The organism is Hyphococcus sp. (assembly GCF_041986965.1).
GTDB lineage: Bacteria > Pseudomonadota > Alphaproteobacteria > Caulobacterales > Parvularculaceae > Hyphococcus.
In genome coordinates this window covers 201,244-217,867 of record NZ_JBHIXB010000001.1, presented here as the reverse complement: position 1 = coordinate 217,867, position 16,624 = coordinate 201,244, and the positions used below count along the sequence as shown (strand labels likewise).

Here is a 16,624-nt window from a genome sequence, read left to right as displayed (position 1 = left end):
CGTACAGGATAGCTACGCCGCTTGTTGCAGCATGCCCCGGTTGAGAAGGAGCTCCGCGATCTGGACGGCGTTCAGCGCGGCGCCCTTGCGGAGATTGTCAGAGACACACCAGAAGACGAGGCCGTTTTCCACGGTCGGGTCGACGCGGATGCGCGACACGAAAGTGGCGAAATCGCCGACGCATTCAACGGGCGTTACATAGCCGCCGTCCTCACGTTTATCGACGACGAGCAGACCCGGCGATTCGCGCAGGATCTCGCGGGCTTCATCGTCGGAGATTGAATTTTCGAACTCGACATTCACCGCTTCGGAATGGCCGACAAAGACCGGCACGCGCACACAGGTCGCTGTGAGTTTGATTTTCGGATCGAGGATCTTTTTCGTTTCCGCGACCATCTTCCATTCCTCTTTGGTGAAGCCGTCTTCCATGAAGACGTCAATATGAGGAATGACATTGAAGGCGATCTGTTTCGTGAACTTCTTCGGCTCGGGCGAGTCGTTGACGAAAATGCCTTTCGTCTGATTGAAGAGCTCGTCCATCGCTTCCTTGCCGCCGCCCGACGTCGACTGATAAGTCGAAACGACGACGCGCTTGATCGTGGCGGCGTCGTGCAAGGGTTTCAGCGCGACGACGAGTTGCGCCGTCGAACAGTTCGGGTTGGCGATGATGTTTTTCTTGCGCGCGCCCGCGACCGCCTCGGCGTTCACTTCCGGCACGATCAGCGGCACATCGGGGTCCATGCGGAAATGGGACGAATTGTCGATGACAATGGCGCCCGCTTTCGCGGCTTTCGGCGCCCACTCTTTTGCAACGGAGCCGCCCGCGGCCATGAGCACGATATCGACTTTTGAAAAGTCGAATGTCTCGAGGTCGCGGCATTTCAACGTTCGGTCGCCATAAGACACTTCGCGGCCAATCGACTGGCGCGAGGCGAGGGCGAAGACTTCCTTCGCCGGGAACAGGCGTTCTTCCATAATGGCCAGCATTTCCTGGCCGACATTGCCGGTGGCGCCGACAACCGCGACGTTGACTTCCATTTCAGGCACTCCAGTTAACGGGCCGCGACAAACGATGCTGAGCCGATAATGTCAAGCCGTTCGAGAGCCTCGCTCGAAAATTCCAAACCCATTAAATGTTGAGTGGCAGAAGTTGATCTGCCGGATCACGATACGGCTCGGCTCTCAAATCCTGCGAATCAGAGCCCGAAAGGTATCGGGTTCTGGCTGGCTAACGTCTGTCCATCAAGCATTCGGCGGGTTTCAGTCGTCTCGAGCAGGGCCCTAGCCCGCAGGGCTTTTGCGTCGTTATCGCGGGAATTTCCAGAGAAAAAATGTGAACTGAGGATCAGTCAGGCTATAAGGCGTGTTTCCTCGCCCCAGACGGGCCGAAACAGGACGCGCCGAAACAGGGCGGGCCGGAAAAGGGAGACGTCATGCCGGAATTCGCCAGCGATCCTGTCGTGACAGATCTTATTCATCTGGCGGTTGCGCTGGCCATCGGTTTTCTTATCGGTTTCGAGCGTGAGCATTCCCACGCGGAAGAGGCGCGCAAACACACTTTTGCGGGCGCGCGAACCTTTTCCCTGACGGCGCTTGCGGGCGGGCTTTCCGGTCTTGTGGATGACGGCCTGATCCTGCCCTCCGTGATGCTTGTCGCTATCGCGGGGCTCACCGCCGTCGCCTATTGGGCGACCGCGCGCGGCAAACCGGGCGCCGGCGGCACCACGGAGATTGCGCTTTTTCTGACCTTCCTGCTCGGGCTTGCGGCGGTGCGCGAGCATGTGCTGGCCGCCGCGATCGGCGGCGTGGCGACTGCGATCATCCTTTCCATCAAGGAGAGCGTCGAGCGCTGGGTCTCGGCGCTGACCGAAGAAGAACTTTACGCCGCGCTCCGCCTGCTTGCGATTTCGGTGATCATCCTGCCGGTCCTGCCCAACGAGCCGTTCGGTCCATATGACGCGCTCAATCTGCGCGATATCTGGCTGATGGTCGTTTTCATCAGCGGTCTGTCGTTCCTTGGCTACTGGCTGATCAAGCTGGCGGGCTCGGGACGCGGTGTGTTGCTGACGGGATTCGCCGGCGGGCTGGCGTCGTCTACGGCGACGACGCTATCGCTGTCGCGCTTCGCGAAAAGCGGCGTTGAGGCGCGCGAGCTTGCCGCCGGGATTGTCGCCGCCAATGTCATGATGCTGATCCGGATCGGACTTCTGGTCGCCGCGCTTGCGCGCGATGTCCTTCTAACGCTTGCGCCGGGACTAGCGGCTGCGGGCCTTGTCGGGGCCGCCGCCATGTTCTGGCTGCGCCAGGGCGACAACCACGCCAGCGAGCAGGAAGAGATGCTCAAGCTCGGCAATCCCATGGAGATCAAGCCGGCGCTCATTTTCGCCGGGCTGCTCGCCGTCATTTCCGTGGCGGCGAGTTTCGGCGCCGAACGCTTCGGTCAGTCGGGTCTGATGATCGTGGCGCTGATTTCGGGGCTTGCGGATGTGGACGCCATCACCCTGATCGCCGGGCGGCAGGCGGGATCGGGGGCCATCGGCATGAGCGCGGCCGCTTATGCGATCATGATCGCAGCGGCGTCGAATATCGTTTTGAAAGCCGGGATGGCGTGGGTGATTGGCGGCAAAGGGCTGGGGCTGCGCGTGGCCGCCATCTTTCTGGGGATGATCGCCGCCGGCGCTATAACGCTTCTCGCGTTTTAGGCGGCGCGTGTGACGCCGAAGGGCACGATCTTGTTCTGCGCATCATGACCGATATCGGCGCGGCCGAGATAGGGAACGCCGGCGCGCGCGCACCAGTATTTGACGAGCTCTTCGTCGCTCGATCCGAAAGGCCGGTCGTTTTCCGGCACCTCGCTGAGGCGCCCGAGCATGATCCCGGCGGCGCTATGCATGCTTTTGTCGCCCATGATGGAAAACATGGCGCGATCGGTGGCGTAGAGATACTCCCCCACATCCTCGAGCATCACGATATGGCCGGTGAGATCGGGCATCCAGTTTGTGCCGGCGAGATGGGCGAGGACGGTGATGTTGAACGCCACGCAAGGATTGCCGGTCGTCGCTGTGGGTTCAACGCCGGCGCTGTCGCCAGGCGCAAGCCAGGAAAGGGCGCGCGCAATCGCCTCTTCGCCGCCTTCTCGATTAAGATCGGTCGGGATGGGCCCATGAACGAGATTTCCGATTTTTTTCCTGTAGAGCCGCGCCAGAAGAAAACCGTTGTCGGAATAACCGAAATAGGTCTTCGCGCGGGCGTGCTCGTTCAGTTTTGCGAAGAGGCTTTCATCAAGGCGGCAGGCGCCATAGCCGCCGCGTCCGAACCAGACGGCGTCAACTTTCGGATCGTTGGCGACTTCCAGAAAAGCGGCGCTGCGCGCTGCGTCAATCCCGGCGAAATGTCCTGCGTGAGCGAAGCACTGATCATGGAAGTGAAGCTCAACGGCGTCGCCAAAGCGCGCCGCCGCGACATTTGCGGTTTTCGCCGCAAGGTCATGCGTTATGGGCCCGCCGGGGCAGACAATTGCGATATGCCTGGTCTCAGTCATTTCAGCGCAGCAGCCTAACAAGAGGGCGTAAATCAGGTCCTAACCATTTTAGTGACGCACTATAAACAGATTTCGCTTATAGGCTCGGGTCCATGACGCATTCAAAAGACTATTTCTTCTGCGGGATCGGCGGGTCGGGCATGCTGCCGCTGGCGATGATCGTCGCCGCGCGCGGGGCCCATGTGGAGGGATCGGACCGGGCCCTCGATCAGGGCCGGACGGGCGCAAAGTTCGATTATCTGAAAAGCCTCGGCATCGCGCTCCACGCCCAGGACGGCTCAGGCGTCAGCCGGCCTTCCCAGATTCTGGTCGCTTCGGCGGCGGTGGAGGACACGGTCCCCGATGTCGTCGCGGCGAAAGAGGCGGGCGCTGCGCGACTGTCGCGCGCGCAATTGCTGGCGCAGCTTTTCAACGAGTCTGAACGCCCTATCGGTGTTGCGGGCACCAGCGGCAAGTCGACCACGACGGGCATGATCGGATGGATTTTGCATCACGCCGGAAAGTCCCCGACGGTGATGAACGGCGCTGTGATGAAAAACTTCGTCAAATCCGACGCCTTGTTCGCCAGCGCGCTGGTGGGCGAGGGCGACGCGTTTGTTTCCGAGGTCGATGAAAGCGACGGCTCCATCGCCATGTTCCGTCCGAAAATTGCGGTGCTGAACAATATCGCGCTCGACCATAAATCGATGGATGAATTGCGTTCCTTGTTTGGCGGTTTTATCGGCGGCGCCGAAACGGCGGTCTTGAATCTCGACAATGAAGAAACAGCGCGCCTTGCGGCTGAGCGCCTTCAGGGACGGATCACCTATTCGCTGGTCGATCCGCGCGCCAATCTGTTTGCAGACCATATCGAACCGGAGCCCTTCGGCGTTTCTTTTGATATTGTCCGTAGCGATGGGCTTCGCGCGCGTGTTTCATTGAAGATGCCGGGCCGGCATAATGTTTCCAATGCGCTGGCGGCGATTGCAGCGTCCGGCGCCTGCGGCGTTTCTCTTGAAGACGCCGCAACAGCTTTAGGCGCGTTCGAAGGCGTCCGGCGCAGGCTCGAATATGTGGGCGAAGCCAATGGCGTTACGGTGATCGATGATTTCGGTCACAACCCGGACAAGATCACGGCGAGCCTTAAAACCCTGCATGAGTTTCCGGGGCGTTTGCTTGTCATGTTCCAGCCGCACGGCTTTGGGCCGCTTCGGCTCATGAAAAATGAATTCATCGAAACCTTTTCGAGCCATCTTTCAGAAGACGACATTCTGCTGATGCCGGAGCCGGTTTATTTCGGCGGCACGGTGGACCGGGCCGTGTCAAGCAAGGACATCGCGGCGGGCGTCGTTGCGGCGGGCCGCAAGGCTGAGGCGCTGGCGACCCGCGATGATTGCGGCGCAGCGCTGTTGAAACTTGCAAAACCCGGCGACCGCATTGTCATCATGGGCGCCCGCGACGACACCCTGTCGATTTTTGCGCAGGACCTTCTGAAACAGCTCTAGACCTCTTTGGTCACGTCGCCGTCGGCGGCGACAAGCTCGCGAGAGACAAGGCCGGCGCCGTTCAGCGCCGCGCGCCAGGCTTTCAGATGCGGCGTTTCGAAATGGGCTTCGAGCGCTTCCCAGCTTTCCCATTTTTCCAGAACGAGAAAAGCGTTCGGATCGGAAATGTCCGGGCCGTAATAATACTCAATACATCCCGACTCGGTCCGGCTTGCCGACAGCATCGCCTGCATGACGGGACGCAGTTTTTGAAGCGCGCCCTCTTTCACGACGACGCGGCCGCTGACGATGATCATGGCGTCAGCCCATCAGATTTCGTTCTTCGCCCGCTTCGATGAAACGGATCGATTGCGACACAACGCCGACCTCGCCGAGCTTCGTCATCCACACGCCCATATGCGGCTGTGTCGTGTGCGCGTGAAGCGCATCCCAGCTTTCCCAATATTCAAGAACGAGAATCGTATCCGGCTCTGTCACATCGGCGCCGTAGGAATAATCGATGCAACCCTGTTCGGCGCGTGTCGCGGCGATAACGGTCTCCATTTCCTTTTGAACCTTCTCAAGTCCGCCGGGTTTCAGTGTCGCTTTGCCTGAAACGATAATCATTCTTGTCCTCCTTCTACGTAGTTTTGCGTATTATGCGCGCGCATCGCCGGCGGGTCGATAAGTATGAACACTCGGTTGCGACATTCTGTGCAGTCACTCCTGACGCAGATCAATTTTTTTTAAACCGCAAGGCGCAATGTCCGGGCGAAGTTAATCAAGAGGGGCATTCAAATGCGCACTACTCTCCTTTCCGCCGCCGCTATCCTTTCTGCAATCTCGGCCCCCGCCGCCGCTGAGCAGGGCGACCTGCTGGTTCGCCTTCGCGGCATCATGGTCGCTCCGAATGAAGATTCGGGCGCGGTTCTCCCGACCTTTCCGACGGCCACTGTTTCCGTTGACGACGCCATCGTTCCGGAACTCGATTTCACCTATTTCCTCACCGACAATATCGGCGCTGAACTCATTCTGGCGACGAGCCCGCATGATGTTTCCGGCGAAGGCGCGCTGGCCGGCCTTGGCGAAATCGCCGACGCCATGGTGCTGCCGCCGACTTTGACGCTGCAATATCACTTCGCGCCGGATGCGGCCTTCCGTCCCTATGTGGGCGTCGGCGTAAACTGGACGATTTTCTACTCGGAAGACGCCAAGCCCGCGCTTACCAACGCCATCGGCGCGACGAATGTCTCTATGGACGACAGCTTCGGCTGGGCGGTGCAGGCCGGCTTTGATATTCCGATCTCGGACCGCGTCTTCCTCAACGCTGACGTCAAATATATCGACATTGACACCACGGCGACGCTGACCACCGGCGCGCTGGTCAACACGGTCGATGTCGACATTGATCCGTTTGTCTTCGGCATCGGCGTCGGCATGCGTTTCTAAACTGAACTCTCGATCCCTCCACTCTCGGGCCGTTCCTTCATCGTAAGGACGGCCCGTTTTTCTTGCTTGATTTTACGGCGCCGTTGTTCTCAATGCCCGCTAAGGGAGTGGAGCATTGCGCGATCTGTCAACCTGGCGAGGGTGCGGCGTCCCGGATTTGAAAACAGTCCGGGGCCGGTTTGTATCCGTAGAGCCGGCGCTGTTTCCGGCATGCGCGGAAGACCTCTTCTCTGTGCTGGGCGGCGCGGAGAATGACGATCTGTGGGCCTATATTCCGATTGGCCCGTTTGAAAACGCCGTGCAGCTCGCCGAGGTCATGGCTTTTGCCGGCGCGCAGCAGAACTGGATGACCCATCTCTTCCGCGACGCCGCAACCGCCGCGCCGCTCGGCCAACCCCTGGGCATGGCGAGCTATATGCGCATCCGCCCCGAAGCGGGTTCGGCGGAAGTTGGCTGCGTCGTCTTTTCCAAAAAGCTTCAGCGGACCCCGGCCGCGACGGAAGCCATGTATCTGATGGCCAAGCATCTCTTCGAGGATCTCGGCTATCGCCGTTATGAGTGGAAATGCAACAACGCCAATGAGGCGTCGAAACGCGCGGCCTTAAGGCTTGGGTTTTCCTTTGAGGGCGTCTTCCGTCAGGACCAGGTGGTGAAGGGCGCGAACCGCGACACCGCCTGGTATTCGATCATCGACGGGGAGTGGCCGCGGGTGAAGGCCGGGTTCGAGGCGTGGCTCGCGCCGGAGAATTTCGACGCCGCCGGGGGCCAGCGCCGGTCCCTTCTGGAAATTCGAGAAGCCCTTTAGGCCTTCTTGTTGTCATGGCGGATGGCGCGGCTATAACGGCCAGCGCTGTCCCGTTTTTCCGATTGGAGCCAAACCCCCATGAACATCCACGAATATCAGGCCAAACAAGTTCTTAAGTCCTATGGCGCGCCGGTGTCCGAGGGCCGCGTGGTGACCGATGCGGGCAAGGCCGAGGCGGCGGCGAAGGAGCTTCCCGGGCCGCTTTATGTGGTGAAGGCCCAGATCCATGCTGGCGGGCGCGGCAAGGGCACGTTCAAGGACGCCTCAGCAGGTGAGGGCGGCGGGGTCCGTCTTGCGAAATCTCCGGCCGAAGCGGCGACCTTCACCAAGGAAATGCTGGGCGCCACTCTCGTCACCAAACAGACCGGCGAAGCGGGCAAACAGGTCAACACGGTCTATATCGAAAACGGCTCCGACATTGAAACCGAGCTTTACCTTTCTGCGCTTGTCGATCGCGGCACGGGCCGTATCGCCTTCATCGCCTCTACTGAGGGCGGCATGAATATCGAGGAAGTGGCGGAAGAAACGCCGGAGAAAATCGTCACGGTGCGGATCGATCCGGCGACCGGCTGCATGCCCCATCACGGGCGGCGCATCGCCCAGGCGCTCGGCCTTTCCGGCGTCTCGGCGAAACAATGCGGCAAGCTGATCCCGACCCTCTATAAGGCGTTCACCGAAAAAGACATGTCGATGCTGGAGATCAATCCGCTGATCGTCACCAAAGGCGGCGATCTTCTGGTGCTTGACGCCAAGGTCGGCTTCGATCCGAACGCGCTGTTCCGCCATGAAGATATTCTGGCCCTGCGCGACGAGACCGAAGAAGACCCGATGGAATTGAAAGCGTCGGAATACGATCTTTCCTATGTGAAGCTCGACGGCAATATCGGCTGTATGGTGAACGGCGCGGGCCTCGCCATGTCGACCATGGACATCATCAAGCATTATGGCGCCGAGCCGGCGAACTTCCTCGATGTGGGCGGCGGCGCGACGAAGGAAAAAGTCACCGAAGCCTTCAAGATCATCACCACAGATCCCGGCGTCAAAGGCATCCTCGTCAATATTTTTGGTGGCATCATGAAATGCGACATCATCGCCGAAGGCATCGTCGCGGCGGTGAAGGAAGTCGGCCTCGAAGATCCGCTGGTCGTGCGCCTTGAAGGCACGAATGTGGAAAAAGGCAAGGAAATCCTCGCCAATTCCGGCCTCAAGATTACGCCGGCCGACGATCTGGAAGACGCTGCAAAGAAGGTTGTCGCCGCAGTGCAGGGCTGAGCGGGCTGAGCATGTTGGCGAGACCGTCCTTCACCCTCCTCTATCCCCTTCGCGTGCGCTGGGCCGAGTGCGACGCGCAAGGGATCGTTTTCAACGTCAATTATTTTCTCTATTTCGACGTGGCGATGACGGAGTGGCTGCGCGCGCTCGGGCTTCAGGGCGACAAGACCATGGATTTTTTCACCGTTCACGCGGAGGCCGATTATAAAGGCTCGGCGCGGTTCGATGAGATGCTTGAGATTGGCGCGCGTTGTGCGCGGCTTGGGCGGACATCGATGACCATCGAAGCGGCGATCTTTCGCGGGCGTGATCTGTTGACGACAGGCAAGCTGATCTATGTTCACGCCGACCGTGACACGCAGGCGAAAACGCCGCTGCCGGAAGATTTCATTGCGCGGGTGATGAGTTTTGAAAAAACGGCGCCGGAGATGAGCGCATCAGGGCGCGCGGGCTGATGTCTGCGCTGAAAAACGCCCTGCGCGGCGCGCTTTATCGCGCCGGCCTGATCCAGCTCTATTTTCGCGCGGTGGAATGGCGGCTCGCCCGCGGACAGGAGGCGCCGCCGGCGGCGGACGCACATGGCGTTCCTATTCCGCCCTTGAATCTGATGGCGCTCACGGTCGCTTACGCCGACTGGAAAGCTTTTCTGCGCATGGGCGAAGCAACGGCGGCGGCCCTTGACGGGCATGCGTCGGCGGCGGGCCTTCCTTTTTCGTCGGCGGCGCGCATTCTCGATTTCGGCTGCGGCGCCGGCCGCGTCATCCGTCATCTGCCGCGCATGACGCAGGCCGCGCTTTTTGGCGCCGACTATAATGAAACCCTGTTGAGCTGGTGCGCGGCGAACCTGCCGGGCGAATATGCGCGCAATCGCCTCGCGCCGCCGCTCGCCTTTCCGGATGCGCATTTCGATATTCTCTATGCCCTCTCGGTGTTCACCCATCTGCGTGAGGCGACGCAGCGCGACTGGCTCAGGGAATACGCCCGCATCTTAACCCCCGGCGGCCTGGCGCTGATCAGTTTTCACGAAGAGACCCAGCCCGGTTTTCCGGAAACGGAAACCGCGCGCAAGGCGATGACCGGGACGGGCCTCTATGTTCTGAACGACATGGCCGAGGGATCGAATCTGATTTCAACTTTTCAAACGCGCGCGCATCTTGAAGCGCTCGCCGCGGAGTATTTCGAGATTGCGCGCATCGTTCCCCGCGCTGAAAGCGGCGTCGGCCAGTCCCTTGCGGTTCTGCGCCGCAAGCCTGCATAAAGCGCCATGAATTACCGTCACGCCTATCACGCCGGCAATCACGCCGATGTCCTGAAGCACATCGTTCTGGCGCGCGTGATTGAACATCTGAAACAAAAGGAAGCGCCGTTCCGGTTTTATGACGCCCATGGCGGGATCGGGCGTTACGATCTTGGCGGTGTTGAGGCGGAAAAGACCTTCGAGTGGCGCGAAGGCGCGGGCCGTCTTTTTTCAACCGATGGAACGCCATTGCCCTTATACGGCGAGGCAGAAGCGCTGCTGGCGCCCTGGCGGACCTGCGTCGGCGCTCTCAATAAAGAGGGCGGGTTGAAACATTATCCGGGCTCGCCGGAGATTGCGCGGCTGATGCTGCGGCCGGTCGACCGTTTGCGCCTCAACGAACTGCATCCCGTTGATTATGAAGCCTTGCTCAAAGCTTACGCGCATGACCGCCGGACGACGCTCAGCCGCCTCGATGCGCTCGTTTTCCTGAAAAGCCAGTTGCCGCCGCCGGAACGGCGCGGGCTTGTCCTCATTGATCCGCCATACGAGAAGACCGATGAGGCCGACCGCGCTTTGCGGATGTTGAGCGAGGGTTTGAAACGCTTTGCGACCGGCGTTTTTCTGTTGTGGTTCCCGGTCACGGGCGACGGTCTCGACCGTCATATTCTGAACCGGGTGCGCGACATGCCGGTGAAACATCTCTGGGCGGTGTTGTCAGTCCGAAAACCAAAACCCGATGGCGGGCTCGCCGGGTCGGGCGTGGTCGTTATCAATCCGCCATGGAAGCTCGGCGGCGAGCTTGAAATTCTGGTGCATGCGCTTGCCGAGCGACTGTCTCAAGGCGAACCGCGCTATGAAATAAAAAACGCAGCGCCGTAGGCCGGCGCTGCGTCGTCTTCAGCTCGCTTTAAGGCGTTAAACCCAATAACGCTCAGCCTTGTAATAATCATAAGCGGCGTCACGGAAGCCAAGACCGTCATTCTCGGTCAGCTCATGCAGGGAATCACATGGCGCCTGTTCAAGCTGTTCTTTGGAATAAGGCACGATATAGCCGCCCTTTTCCTTTTGATAGTCGAGGCTCGCCCATGGAATCGGGTGATATTTTTCACCGATGCCAAGAAAACCGCCAAAACCAACGACGCCAAACATGATGTTGTTTGTCGTCTTGTCGAGCATGACGTCTTCGATTTCGCCAATCTGGTCGCCTGTCGTATTGTAGACGGGCATGCCGATGACGCGCGAGGCGCGAATGGCGGTTGTATGTCCGGCTGCTGTCGGCATAGTGACCCTCCTTTTTTGTCGATGACTTTTAACCAACAGGCAGGGACGTGATTTGTTCCGCAACCGCGATCGTGCTTATAGATTTTATCCGCAACGGAGGCTCGCTTGCAGAAGATCAATATTCCAACCGCTTTTGATCGTATCGGCGAACAATGGTCGCCGCACATCGCCGCGCGCGTAAACGGTCAGGAGGTGCGCCTCGCCAAGATTGAGGGCGCCTTTGAATGGCATCGTCACGACGGGGTTGAAGAAGCCTTCTTTGTCGTGAAGGGCGCTTTCACCATGCGCTTCCGTGATCGCGATGTGGAGATGGGGGAAGGCGACTTCATCACGGTGCCCGCCGGCGTTGAGCATATGCCGGTCGCTGAAAAGGAGTGCTGGATCCTTATGATCGAGAGCGCCGGCACGGTGAACACGGGTGAGCATGTCTCCGAGCGGACGAAAACGGACTTGCCCGACCTTGGCGCCTGAAAGAAAAAAGCCGCGCGGGTGTTCCGCGCGGCTTAAGTCGGAGGGGCTTCAAAGCGATTAGCTTTCAGCGCGGCCTATCTGGGCGCTAAATATTGCGCGCACGAGACTGTTCCGTGACAATTTCGTGGCGATTTTTCCTGCCCATTTTTCATGAGCCCTGCGCGGGCAGGTCGCTGCGAGTGATGGTCAGCGGCACGCGATAGACGGCCAGGACGAAACAATAGACGGCGAAGGCCACCATGCCTGCGCCGGCGAGCCCCAGAAGGGTGCGCCCGAAGGGTTGCGTTTCCAAAAGCGCCAGCGCTTCGCCAAGTCCGACTGCATGGTTCGGGTTGGTGGTCCATCCCGCATAGGTGACCATCCCGCCAATGATCAGCAGCACAAATCCGTGCGCCGCGAGGCCGAAACGGACAAACGGCGCGAGCCGCTGGGTCATCTTCGTTTCGCGTAAATCATCGCGATAGGTCCGCGCGCCGGATTTGAAGAAAAAATAGAGGCCGACCCCGATGGCGATGATCCCGGCAAGCGCCACCGCCCAGCGGCCGAAAGGGGCGCCCATCACCGCAGCGCTCCAGTTCGCCGCCGAGTTGCTTTCGGCCTTGGCCCCGCGGACCATGATGGTGACCGCGGTTGCGGCCAGAAAGAGATGTGCTGCGCCGGAGAATACTTTCGTCATCCGGGAGCCGGCGCCGCGCGGGTGATCGCCCTCATTTTCCAGATCCAGGGCCGCATCCGTGAAGCGCCAGAGGGCGAAGGCGAGAAATCCAAGGGCCACGGCCCCGACCAGGGCGACGCCAAAGGGCTGTCGTGAGAGATAATTGAGCGCGCCGGTGGAGCCTTCTGCTTCCCCGCCATTTACAGCGGCGAAGACCGCAAGAACGCCGATAATGAGATAAACGAAGCCGCGGGCGCCATAGCCCGCCCTCATGGCGCTTTCGAGCATCGCATTCTTATTTTCATGCATTGAGAGTCAGCCGAGCGGGAATATGGCGGAAACAGGCGATCGACCGCTAAAGTTCCCGATAAATGCGACAGCGCCATTGCAGCGCAGCGGGGCCTTGGTTACTAGAGGCTCGATTCCTTCCGCCTCAAGAGAAACTTCTCAAATGTCTATTTTGATCGACAAGAACACCAGGGTCATCTGCCAGGGCCTGACCGGAAAGACCGGCACATTTCACACAGAACAGGCGATTGCCTACGGCACCGGGATGGTCGGCGGCGTGACGCCGGGAAAGGGCGGTTCGGTCTGGGAGGCGGGAGAGGCGGCCCCAAAGAAAGCCAAAGGCGCGACCCTGCCGGTGTTCGACACGGTCGCCGAGGCGCGCGAGAAAACCGGGGCTGACGCCACCGTGATCTATGTGCCGCCCCCGTTTGCGGCGGATTCGATCCTTGAGGCGATCGACGCTGAAATCCCCCTCGCCATCTGCATCACCGAAGGCATTCCGGTCCTCGATATGGTCAAGGTCAAGCGGGCGCTTGACGGCTCAAAGACCCGGCTCGTGGGTCCGAACTGCCCCGGCGTCATTACCCCTGATGAATGCAAGATCGGCATCATGCCCGGCCATATCCACCGCAAGGGTCATGTGGGCGTCATCTCCCGTTCCGGCACGCTGACCTATGAGGCGGTTCATCAGACCACCATGGCCGGGTTGGGCCAATCGACATGCGTCGGGATCGGCGGCGACCCCGTGAAGGGCACGGATTTCATCGAAATCCTCGATATGTTCCTTCACGACGACGAGACCCATTCCATCATCATGATCGGCGAAATTGGCGGCTCGGCGGAAGCTGATGCGGCGAAGTTCCTCGCCTCCCACAAGATCAAGAAGCCCACAGTCGGCTTCATCGCAGGCGTTACGGCGCCGCCAGGCCGGCGCATGGGGCACGCCGGAGCGCTTGTTTCCGGCGCTGACGACACGGCGGCGGCGAAAATCGACGCCATGAAATCGGCCGGCATCGCCGTTTCTCCAACCCCGGCGGCGATGGGACGGACGCTCCTTGAAATTCTCAAAAAATAAACGGTTTTATCATTAATGGATCGCTCCAATAGTGATTGAATCGCCCGAAAGTTGGCGTATCTAGGGGTGCTATCGTCACACGGCGTAATGACGGACTAAAGTAATGGCCAAAGACGGGGAAGCTCCCGCAGGACCGGCTGACGGCAAGCCGGATATAGAAACGGTTCTTTCGGGATCAAATGCGCAATATCTTGAAGCGCAATACGCCCGATATGCGGCGAATCCCGCTTCTGTCAGCGAAGACTGGCGCGCATTTTTCGAAAGAGAAACAGACGCTTCACCGGCTTTTGACGGGCCGAGCTGGTCGCGCAAGGACTGGCCGCCCAAGGTCAATGGCGAACTGACGGCGGCGCTTGACGGCGACTGGTCGGCGTTTGAGCCCCAGGCTGAAAAACAGCTCAAGGCTAAAATCGAAAAAAGCTCCGTCGCCGCGCCGGTTGTCGAACAGGCCGGCGGCGTGTTGCAGGCGACCAAGGATTCCTTGCGGGCGCTGATGCTGATCCGCGCCTACCGTATTCGCGGTCACCTCATCGCCGATCTCGACCCTCTTGGCCTGACCACGCCGACTGTTCATCCCGAGCTCGACCCGAAAAGCCTCGGCTTCACCGAAGCGGATATGGACCGGCCGATTTTCATCGATCACGTGCTGGGTCTTGAAACGGCGAGCCTCAGGCAGATCCTCGATATTCTGAGACGGACCTATTGCGGCACCTTCGCTGTCGAATTCATGCATATCACCGACCCCGAGCAGAAAGCTTGGTTGCAACAGCGCATTGAGGGGCCGGACAAGGACATCACCTTCACCAAGGAAGGCAAGCGCGCCATCTTCAACAAGCTGGTTGAGACGGAAGGCTTTGAGAACTTTCTGCACACCAAATACACCGGCACAAAACGCTTCGGCGTCGATGGCGGCGAAGCCATGGTTCCCGCTCTTGAGCAGATCATCAAGCGCGGCGGCGCGCTCGGCGTTCAGGAGATTGTGATCGGCATGCCGCATCGCGGGCGGCTTAATGTGCTCGCGGCGGTGATGGGCAAGCCCTATCACCATATTTTCCACGAGTTTCAGGGCGGCTCTGTGACGCCCGACGATGTCGGCGGTTCCGGCGATGTGAAATACCATCTCGGCGCCTCATCGGATCGCGCCTTTGACGGCAACAAGGTTCATCTGTCGCTGACCGCGAACCCGTCTCACCTTGAGGCGGTGAACCCGGTCGTGCTCGGCAAGGCGCGCTCGAAACAGGATCGCATTGAAGCGCCTGATCTCGACCAGCCGCGCACCCATGTGTTGCCGCTTCTCCTGCATGGCGACGCCGCTTTCGCAGGGCAGGGGATTGTTGCGGAATGCTTCGGTTTTTCCGGTCTTCGCGGTTACCGCGCCGGCGGCACCATTCATTTCATCGTCAACAACCAGATCGGGTTTACGACGAGTCCGAAATTCTCACGCTCTTCGCCCTATCCTTCTGACGTTGCAAAGATGGTCGAGGCGCCGATTTTCCATGTGAATGGCGACGATCCCGAGGCCGTGACCTATGCGGCGAAAGTGGCGACGGAATTCCGTCAGAAATTCGGCTCTGACGTTGTCATCGACATGTTCTGCTATCGCCGCTTCGGCCACAATGAAGGCGACGAGCCGAGCTTCACCCAGCCGAAGATGTACAAGAAAATCCGCAGCCAGCCGACAACGCAGGCGATCTACGCCAAGCGGCTGGTCGCCGAAGGCGTGCTCACCGCTGAAGAAGTTGGCGCGGAACAGGCGAAGTTTCGTGATTTCCTCGATGCTGAATTCTCCGCCGCCGAGGCTTTTAAGCCGAACAAGGCCGATTGGCTTGACGGTCAATGGTCAGGCTTCGTGCCGCCGGTTGACGATGATCGCCGCGGCGACACCGCGATCAAGATCGAGGAGTTGCAACAGATCGGCGCCGCGCTGACGCATTATCCGAAGACCTTCAATATCCATAAAACCCTGGCGCGCATTCTCGATCAGAAGAAAAAAATGTTCGAGGCGGGTGAAGGGATCGACTGGGCGACCGCCGAAGCGCTCGCCTTCGGATCGCTCTTGCGCGAGGGCTTTGGCGTCCGGCTGTCGGGACAGGATTCTCGCCGCGGCACCTTCTCCCAGCGTCACGCGGTTTTCATCGATCAGGAAACGGAAAAAACCTATACGCCGCTGCGTCATCTCGATGGCGGAGAAGCGACGTTTGAGGTGCATGATTCAAGCCTCTCCGAATTTGCGGTGATGGGTTTTGAATATGGCTATTCCCTCGCCAATCCGAAATTCCTTGTTCTGTGGGAAGGGCAATTCGGCGACTTCGCCAATGGCGCCCAGACGATCATCGATCAGTTCATTTCGTCTGGTGAACGCAAATGGCTGCGCATGTGCGGCCTCGTCCTGCTCTTGCCTCATGGCTATGAAGGTCAGGGGCCGGAACATTCCTCCGCGCGTCTTGAGCGTTTCCTTCAGCTTTGCGCCCAAGACAATATGCAGGTCGCGAACTGCACGACGCCGGCGAACTATTTCCATATTCTGCGCCGTCAGATGCGCCGGAATTTCCGCAAGCCGCTCGTTCTGATGACGCCGAAATCACTGTTGCGTCACAAGAAATGCGTTTCGACGCTGGAAGAGATGGGCCCCGGTTCTTCGTTCCACCGGGTTCTCTGGGATGATGCGGAATATCGTCCCGGCTCGACGGTGAAGCTTGTTCCCGATTCCAAGATCAAGCGGGTCGTTATGTGCTCCGGCAAGGTCTATTACGACCTTCTGGAAGAGCGCGAAAAACGCGGCGTCGACAATGTCTATCTGTTGCGCGTTGAACAGTTTTATCCGTTCCCGGCCATGTCGATCATCAATGAGCTTCAGCGTTTCCGGAACGCAGAGATGATCTGGTGTCAGGAAGAACCGAAGAATATGGGCGCCTGGTTCTTTATGGACCCTAATCTTGAATGGGCGCTCGGCCAGATCGACGCCAAACACAAACGTCCGCGCTATGTGGGCCGGGCCGCAGCCGCATCTCCGGCGACGGGGCTTATGAGCCGTCACAAGCAGGAACTTGCAGAATTTCTAGACGAGGCGCTGACCGTTTAAGC

The 16,624-nt window shown here is 59.6% G+C and carries 17 protein-coding genes; 11 read left to right on the top strand and 6 right to left on the bottom strand.

Annotation, left to right across the window (positions count from 1 at the left end; translation table 11 throughout):
• Positions 1-12: 12 nt before the first annotated feature.
• Positions 13-1,038: an aspartate-semialdehyde dehydrogenase gene (locus ACFC5L_RS01020; protein ID WP_375202145.1), complete on the bottom strand. Its 1,026-nt coding sequence runs from the start codon at positions 1,036-1,038 to the stop codon at positions 13-15.
• Between the two features lie 395 nt (positions 1,039-1,433).
• On the opposite strand from ACFC5L_RS01020, the gene ACFC5L_RS01015 reads away from it, so the two are divergent.
• Complete coding sequence (locus ACFC5L_RS01015; RefSeq protein ID WP_375202146.1) at positions 1,434-2,702, top strand: MgtC/SapB family protein; 1,269 nt, start codon at positions 1,434-1,436, stop codon at positions 2,700-2,702.
• Here ACFC5L_RS01015 and ACFC5L_RS01010 read toward each other — a convergent pair.
• A complete protein-coding gene (locus ACFC5L_RS01010; RefSeq protein ID WP_375202147.1) occupies positions 2,699-3,541 on the bottom strand; it encodes an LD-carboxypeptidase in 843 nt (280 codons plus the stop codon). The two genes, ACFC5L_RS01015 and ACFC5L_RS01010, sit on opposite strands and share 4 nt — an antisense overlap.
• Positions 3,542-3,633: 92 nt before the next feature.
• Between ACFC5L_RS01010 and ACFC5L_RS01005 the strand changes: the two genes are divergently transcribed.
• Positions 3,634-5,025 carry a UDP-N-acetylmuramate--L-alanine ligase gene (locus ACFC5L_RS01005; RefSeq protein ID WP_375202148.1) on the top strand — a complete coding sequence of 464 codons (1,392 nt, stop codon included), beginning with the start codon at positions 3,634-3,636 and terminating at the stop codon, positions 5,023-5,025.
• On the opposite strand, the gene ACFC5L_RS01000 is transcribed toward ACFC5L_RS01005, so the two are convergent.
• Positions 5,022-5,321 carry a putative quinol monooxygenase gene (locus ACFC5L_RS01000; protein WP_375202149.1) on the bottom strand — a complete coding sequence of 100 codons (300 nt, stop codon included), beginning with the start codon at positions 5,319-5,321 and terminating at the stop codon, positions 5,022-5,024. The two genes, ACFC5L_RS01005 and ACFC5L_RS01000, sit on opposite strands and share 4 nt — an antisense overlap.
• A 4-nt stretch (positions 5,322-5,325) precedes the next feature.
• Positions 5,326-5,631, bottom strand: a complete 306-nt coding sequence (locus tag ACFC5L_RS00995) for a putative quinol monooxygenase (RefSeq protein ID WP_375202150.1) — start codon at positions 5,629-5,631, stop codon at positions 5,326-5,328.
• A 165-nt stretch (positions 5,632-5,796) separates the two neighbouring features.
• On the opposite strand from ACFC5L_RS00995, the gene ACFC5L_RS00990 reads away from it, so the two are divergent.
• The 6 genes from ACFC5L_RS00990 (at position 5,797) to ACFC5L_RS00965 (ending at position 10,649) form a co-directional block, all read left to right on the top strand.
• Positions 5,797-6,453, top strand: coding sequence for an OmpW/AlkL family protein (locus ACFC5L_RS00990; protein WP_375202360.1), 657 nt, complete (start codon positions 5,797-5,799; stop codon positions 6,451-6,453).
• A gap of 115 nt (positions 6,454-6,568) precedes the next feature.
• Positions 6,569-7,258, top strand: a complete 690-nt coding sequence (locus ACFC5L_RS00985; protein WP_375202151.1) for a GNAT family N-acetyltransferase — start codon at positions 6,569-6,571, stop codon at positions 7,256-7,258.
• A gap of 78 nt (positions 7,259-7,336) precedes the next feature.
• Positions 7,337-8,530, top strand: a complete 1,194-nt coding sequence (sucC, locus tag ACFC5L_RS00980; RefSeq protein ID WP_375202152.1) for an ADP-forming succinate--CoA ligase subunit beta — start codon at positions 7,337-7,339, stop codon at positions 8,528-8,530.
• An 11-nt stretch (positions 8,531-8,541) separates the two neighbouring features.
• Positions 8,542-8,985 carry an acyl-CoA thioesterase gene (locus ACFC5L_RS00975; RefSeq protein WP_375202153.1) on the top strand — a complete coding sequence of 148 codons (444 nt, stop codon included), beginning with the start codon at positions 8,542-8,544 and terminating at the stop codon, positions 8,983-8,985.
• A complete protein-coding gene (locus ACFC5L_RS00970; RefSeq protein WP_375202154.1) occupies positions 8,985-9,788 on the top strand; it encodes a class I SAM-dependent methyltransferase in 804 nt (267 codons plus the stop codon). Before ACFC5L_RS00975 ends, ACFC5L_RS00970 begins: the two co-directional genes overlap by 1 nt.
• Positions 9,789-9,794: 6 nt before the next feature.
• Positions 9,795-10,649 (top strand): 23S rRNA (adenine(2030)-N(6))-methyltransferase RlmJ, encoded by an 855-nt coding sequence (locus tag ACFC5L_RS00965; RefSeq protein WP_375202155.1) that lies wholly within the window; start codon positions 9,795-9,797, stop codon positions 10,647-10,649.
• A gap of 36 nt (positions 10,650-10,685) precedes the next feature.
• On the opposite strand, the gene ACFC5L_RS00960 is transcribed toward ACFC5L_RS00965, so the two are convergent.
• Complete coding sequence (locus ACFC5L_RS00960) at positions 10,686-11,051, bottom strand: PRC-barrel domain-containing protein (RefSeq protein WP_375202156.1); 366 nt, start codon at positions 11,049-11,051, stop codon at positions 10,686-10,688.
• Positions 11,052-11,156: 105 nt separating this feature from the next.
• Between ACFC5L_RS00960 and ACFC5L_RS00955 the strand changes: the two genes are divergently transcribed.
• Positions 11,157-11,522 carry a cupin domain-containing protein gene (locus tag ACFC5L_RS00955; RefSeq protein WP_375202157.1) on the top strand — a complete coding sequence of 122 codons (366 nt, stop codon included), beginning with the start codon at positions 11,157-11,159 and terminating at the stop codon, positions 11,520-11,522.
• Between the two features lie 148 nt (positions 11,523-11,670).
• Here the strand turns inward: ACFC5L_RS00955 and ACFC5L_RS00950 are convergent, their stop codons facing one another.
• Positions 11,671-12,486 (bottom strand): DUF1206 domain-containing protein, encoded by an 816-nt coding sequence (locus ACFC5L_RS00950; protein WP_375202158.1) that lies wholly within the window; start codon positions 12,484-12,486, stop codon positions 11,671-11,673.
• Positions 12,487-12,628: 142 nt separating this feature from the next.
• Here ACFC5L_RS00950 and sucD point away from each other — a divergent pair, with 142 nt between their 5' ends.
• Together sucD and ACFC5L_RS00940 are read left to right on the top strand one after the other, a co-directional pair.
• Positions 12,629-13,540 (top strand): succinate--CoA ligase subunit alpha, encoded by a 912-nt coding sequence (gene sucD / locus ACFC5L_RS00945; protein ID WP_375202159.1) that lies wholly within the window; start codon positions 12,629-12,631, stop codon positions 13,538-13,540.
• Between the two features lie 103 nt (positions 13,541-13,643).
• Entirely contained in the window at positions 13,644-16,622 is a 2,979-nt protein-coding gene (locus ACFC5L_RS00940) for a 2-oxoglutarate dehydrogenase E1 component (RefSeq protein ID WP_375202160.1), read from the top strand.
• Positions 16,623-16,624 lie beyond the last annotated feature (2 nt).

Bases quoted from the DNA above. Each gene is read 5' to 3' on its own strand.
- ACFC5L_RS01005 (WP_375202148.1), top strand. From the start codon at position 3,634: ATGACGCATTCAAAAGACTATTTCTTCTGCGGGATCGGCGGGTCGGGC.
- ACFC5L_RS01000 (WP_375202149.1), bottom strand. From the start codon at position 5,321: ATGATCATCGTCAGCGGCCGCGTCGTCGTGAAAGAGGGCGCGCTTCAA.
- sucC (WP_375202152.1), top strand. From the start codon at position 7,337: ATGAACATCCACGAATATCAGGCCAAACAAGTTCTTAAGTCCTATGGC.
- ACFC5L_RS00975 (WP_375202153.1), top strand. From the start codon at position 8,542: ATGTTGGCGAGACCGTCCTTCACCCTCCTCTATCCCCTTCGCGTGCGC.
- ACFC5L_RS01010 (WP_375202147.1), bottom strand. From the start codon at position 3,541: ATGACTGAGACCAGGCATATCGCAATTGTCTGCCCCGGCGGGCCCATA.
- ACFC5L_RS00950 (WP_375202158.1), bottom strand. From the start codon at position 12,486: ATGCATGAAAATAAGAATGCGATGCTCGAAAGCGCCATGAGGGCGGGC.
- ACFC5L_RS00970 (WP_375202154.1), top strand. From the start codon at position 8,985: ATGTCTGCGCTGAAAAACGCCCTGCGCGGCGCGCTTTATCGCGCCGGC.
- ACFC5L_RS01020 (WP_375202145.1), bottom strand. From the start codon at position 1,038: ATGGAAGTCAACGTCGCGGTTGTCGGCGCCACCGGCAATGTCGGCCAG.
- ACFC5L_RS00940 (WP_375202160.1), top strand. From the start codon at position 13,644: ATGGCCAAAGACGGGGAAGCTCCCGCAGGACCGGCTGACGGCAAGCCG.
- sucD (WP_375202159.1), top strand. From the start codon at position 12,629: ATGTCTATTTTGATCGACAAGAACACCAGGGTCATCTGCCAGGGCCTG.
- ACFC5L_RS00960 (WP_375202156.1), bottom strand. From the start codon at position 11,051: ATGCCGACAGCAGCCGGACATACAACCGCCATTCGCGCCTCGCGCGTC.
- ACFC5L_RS01015 (WP_375202146.1), top strand. From the start codon at position 1,434: ATGCCGGAATTCGCCAGCGATCCTGTCGTGACAGATCTTATTCATCTG.
- ACFC5L_RS00995 (WP_375202150.1), bottom strand. From the start codon at position 5,631: ATGATTATCGTTTCAGGCAAAGCGACACTGAAACCCGGCGGACTTGAG.
- ACFC5L_RS00965 (WP_375202155.1), top strand. From the start codon at position 9,795: ATGAATTACCGTCACGCCTATCACGCCGGCAATCACGCCGATGTCCTG.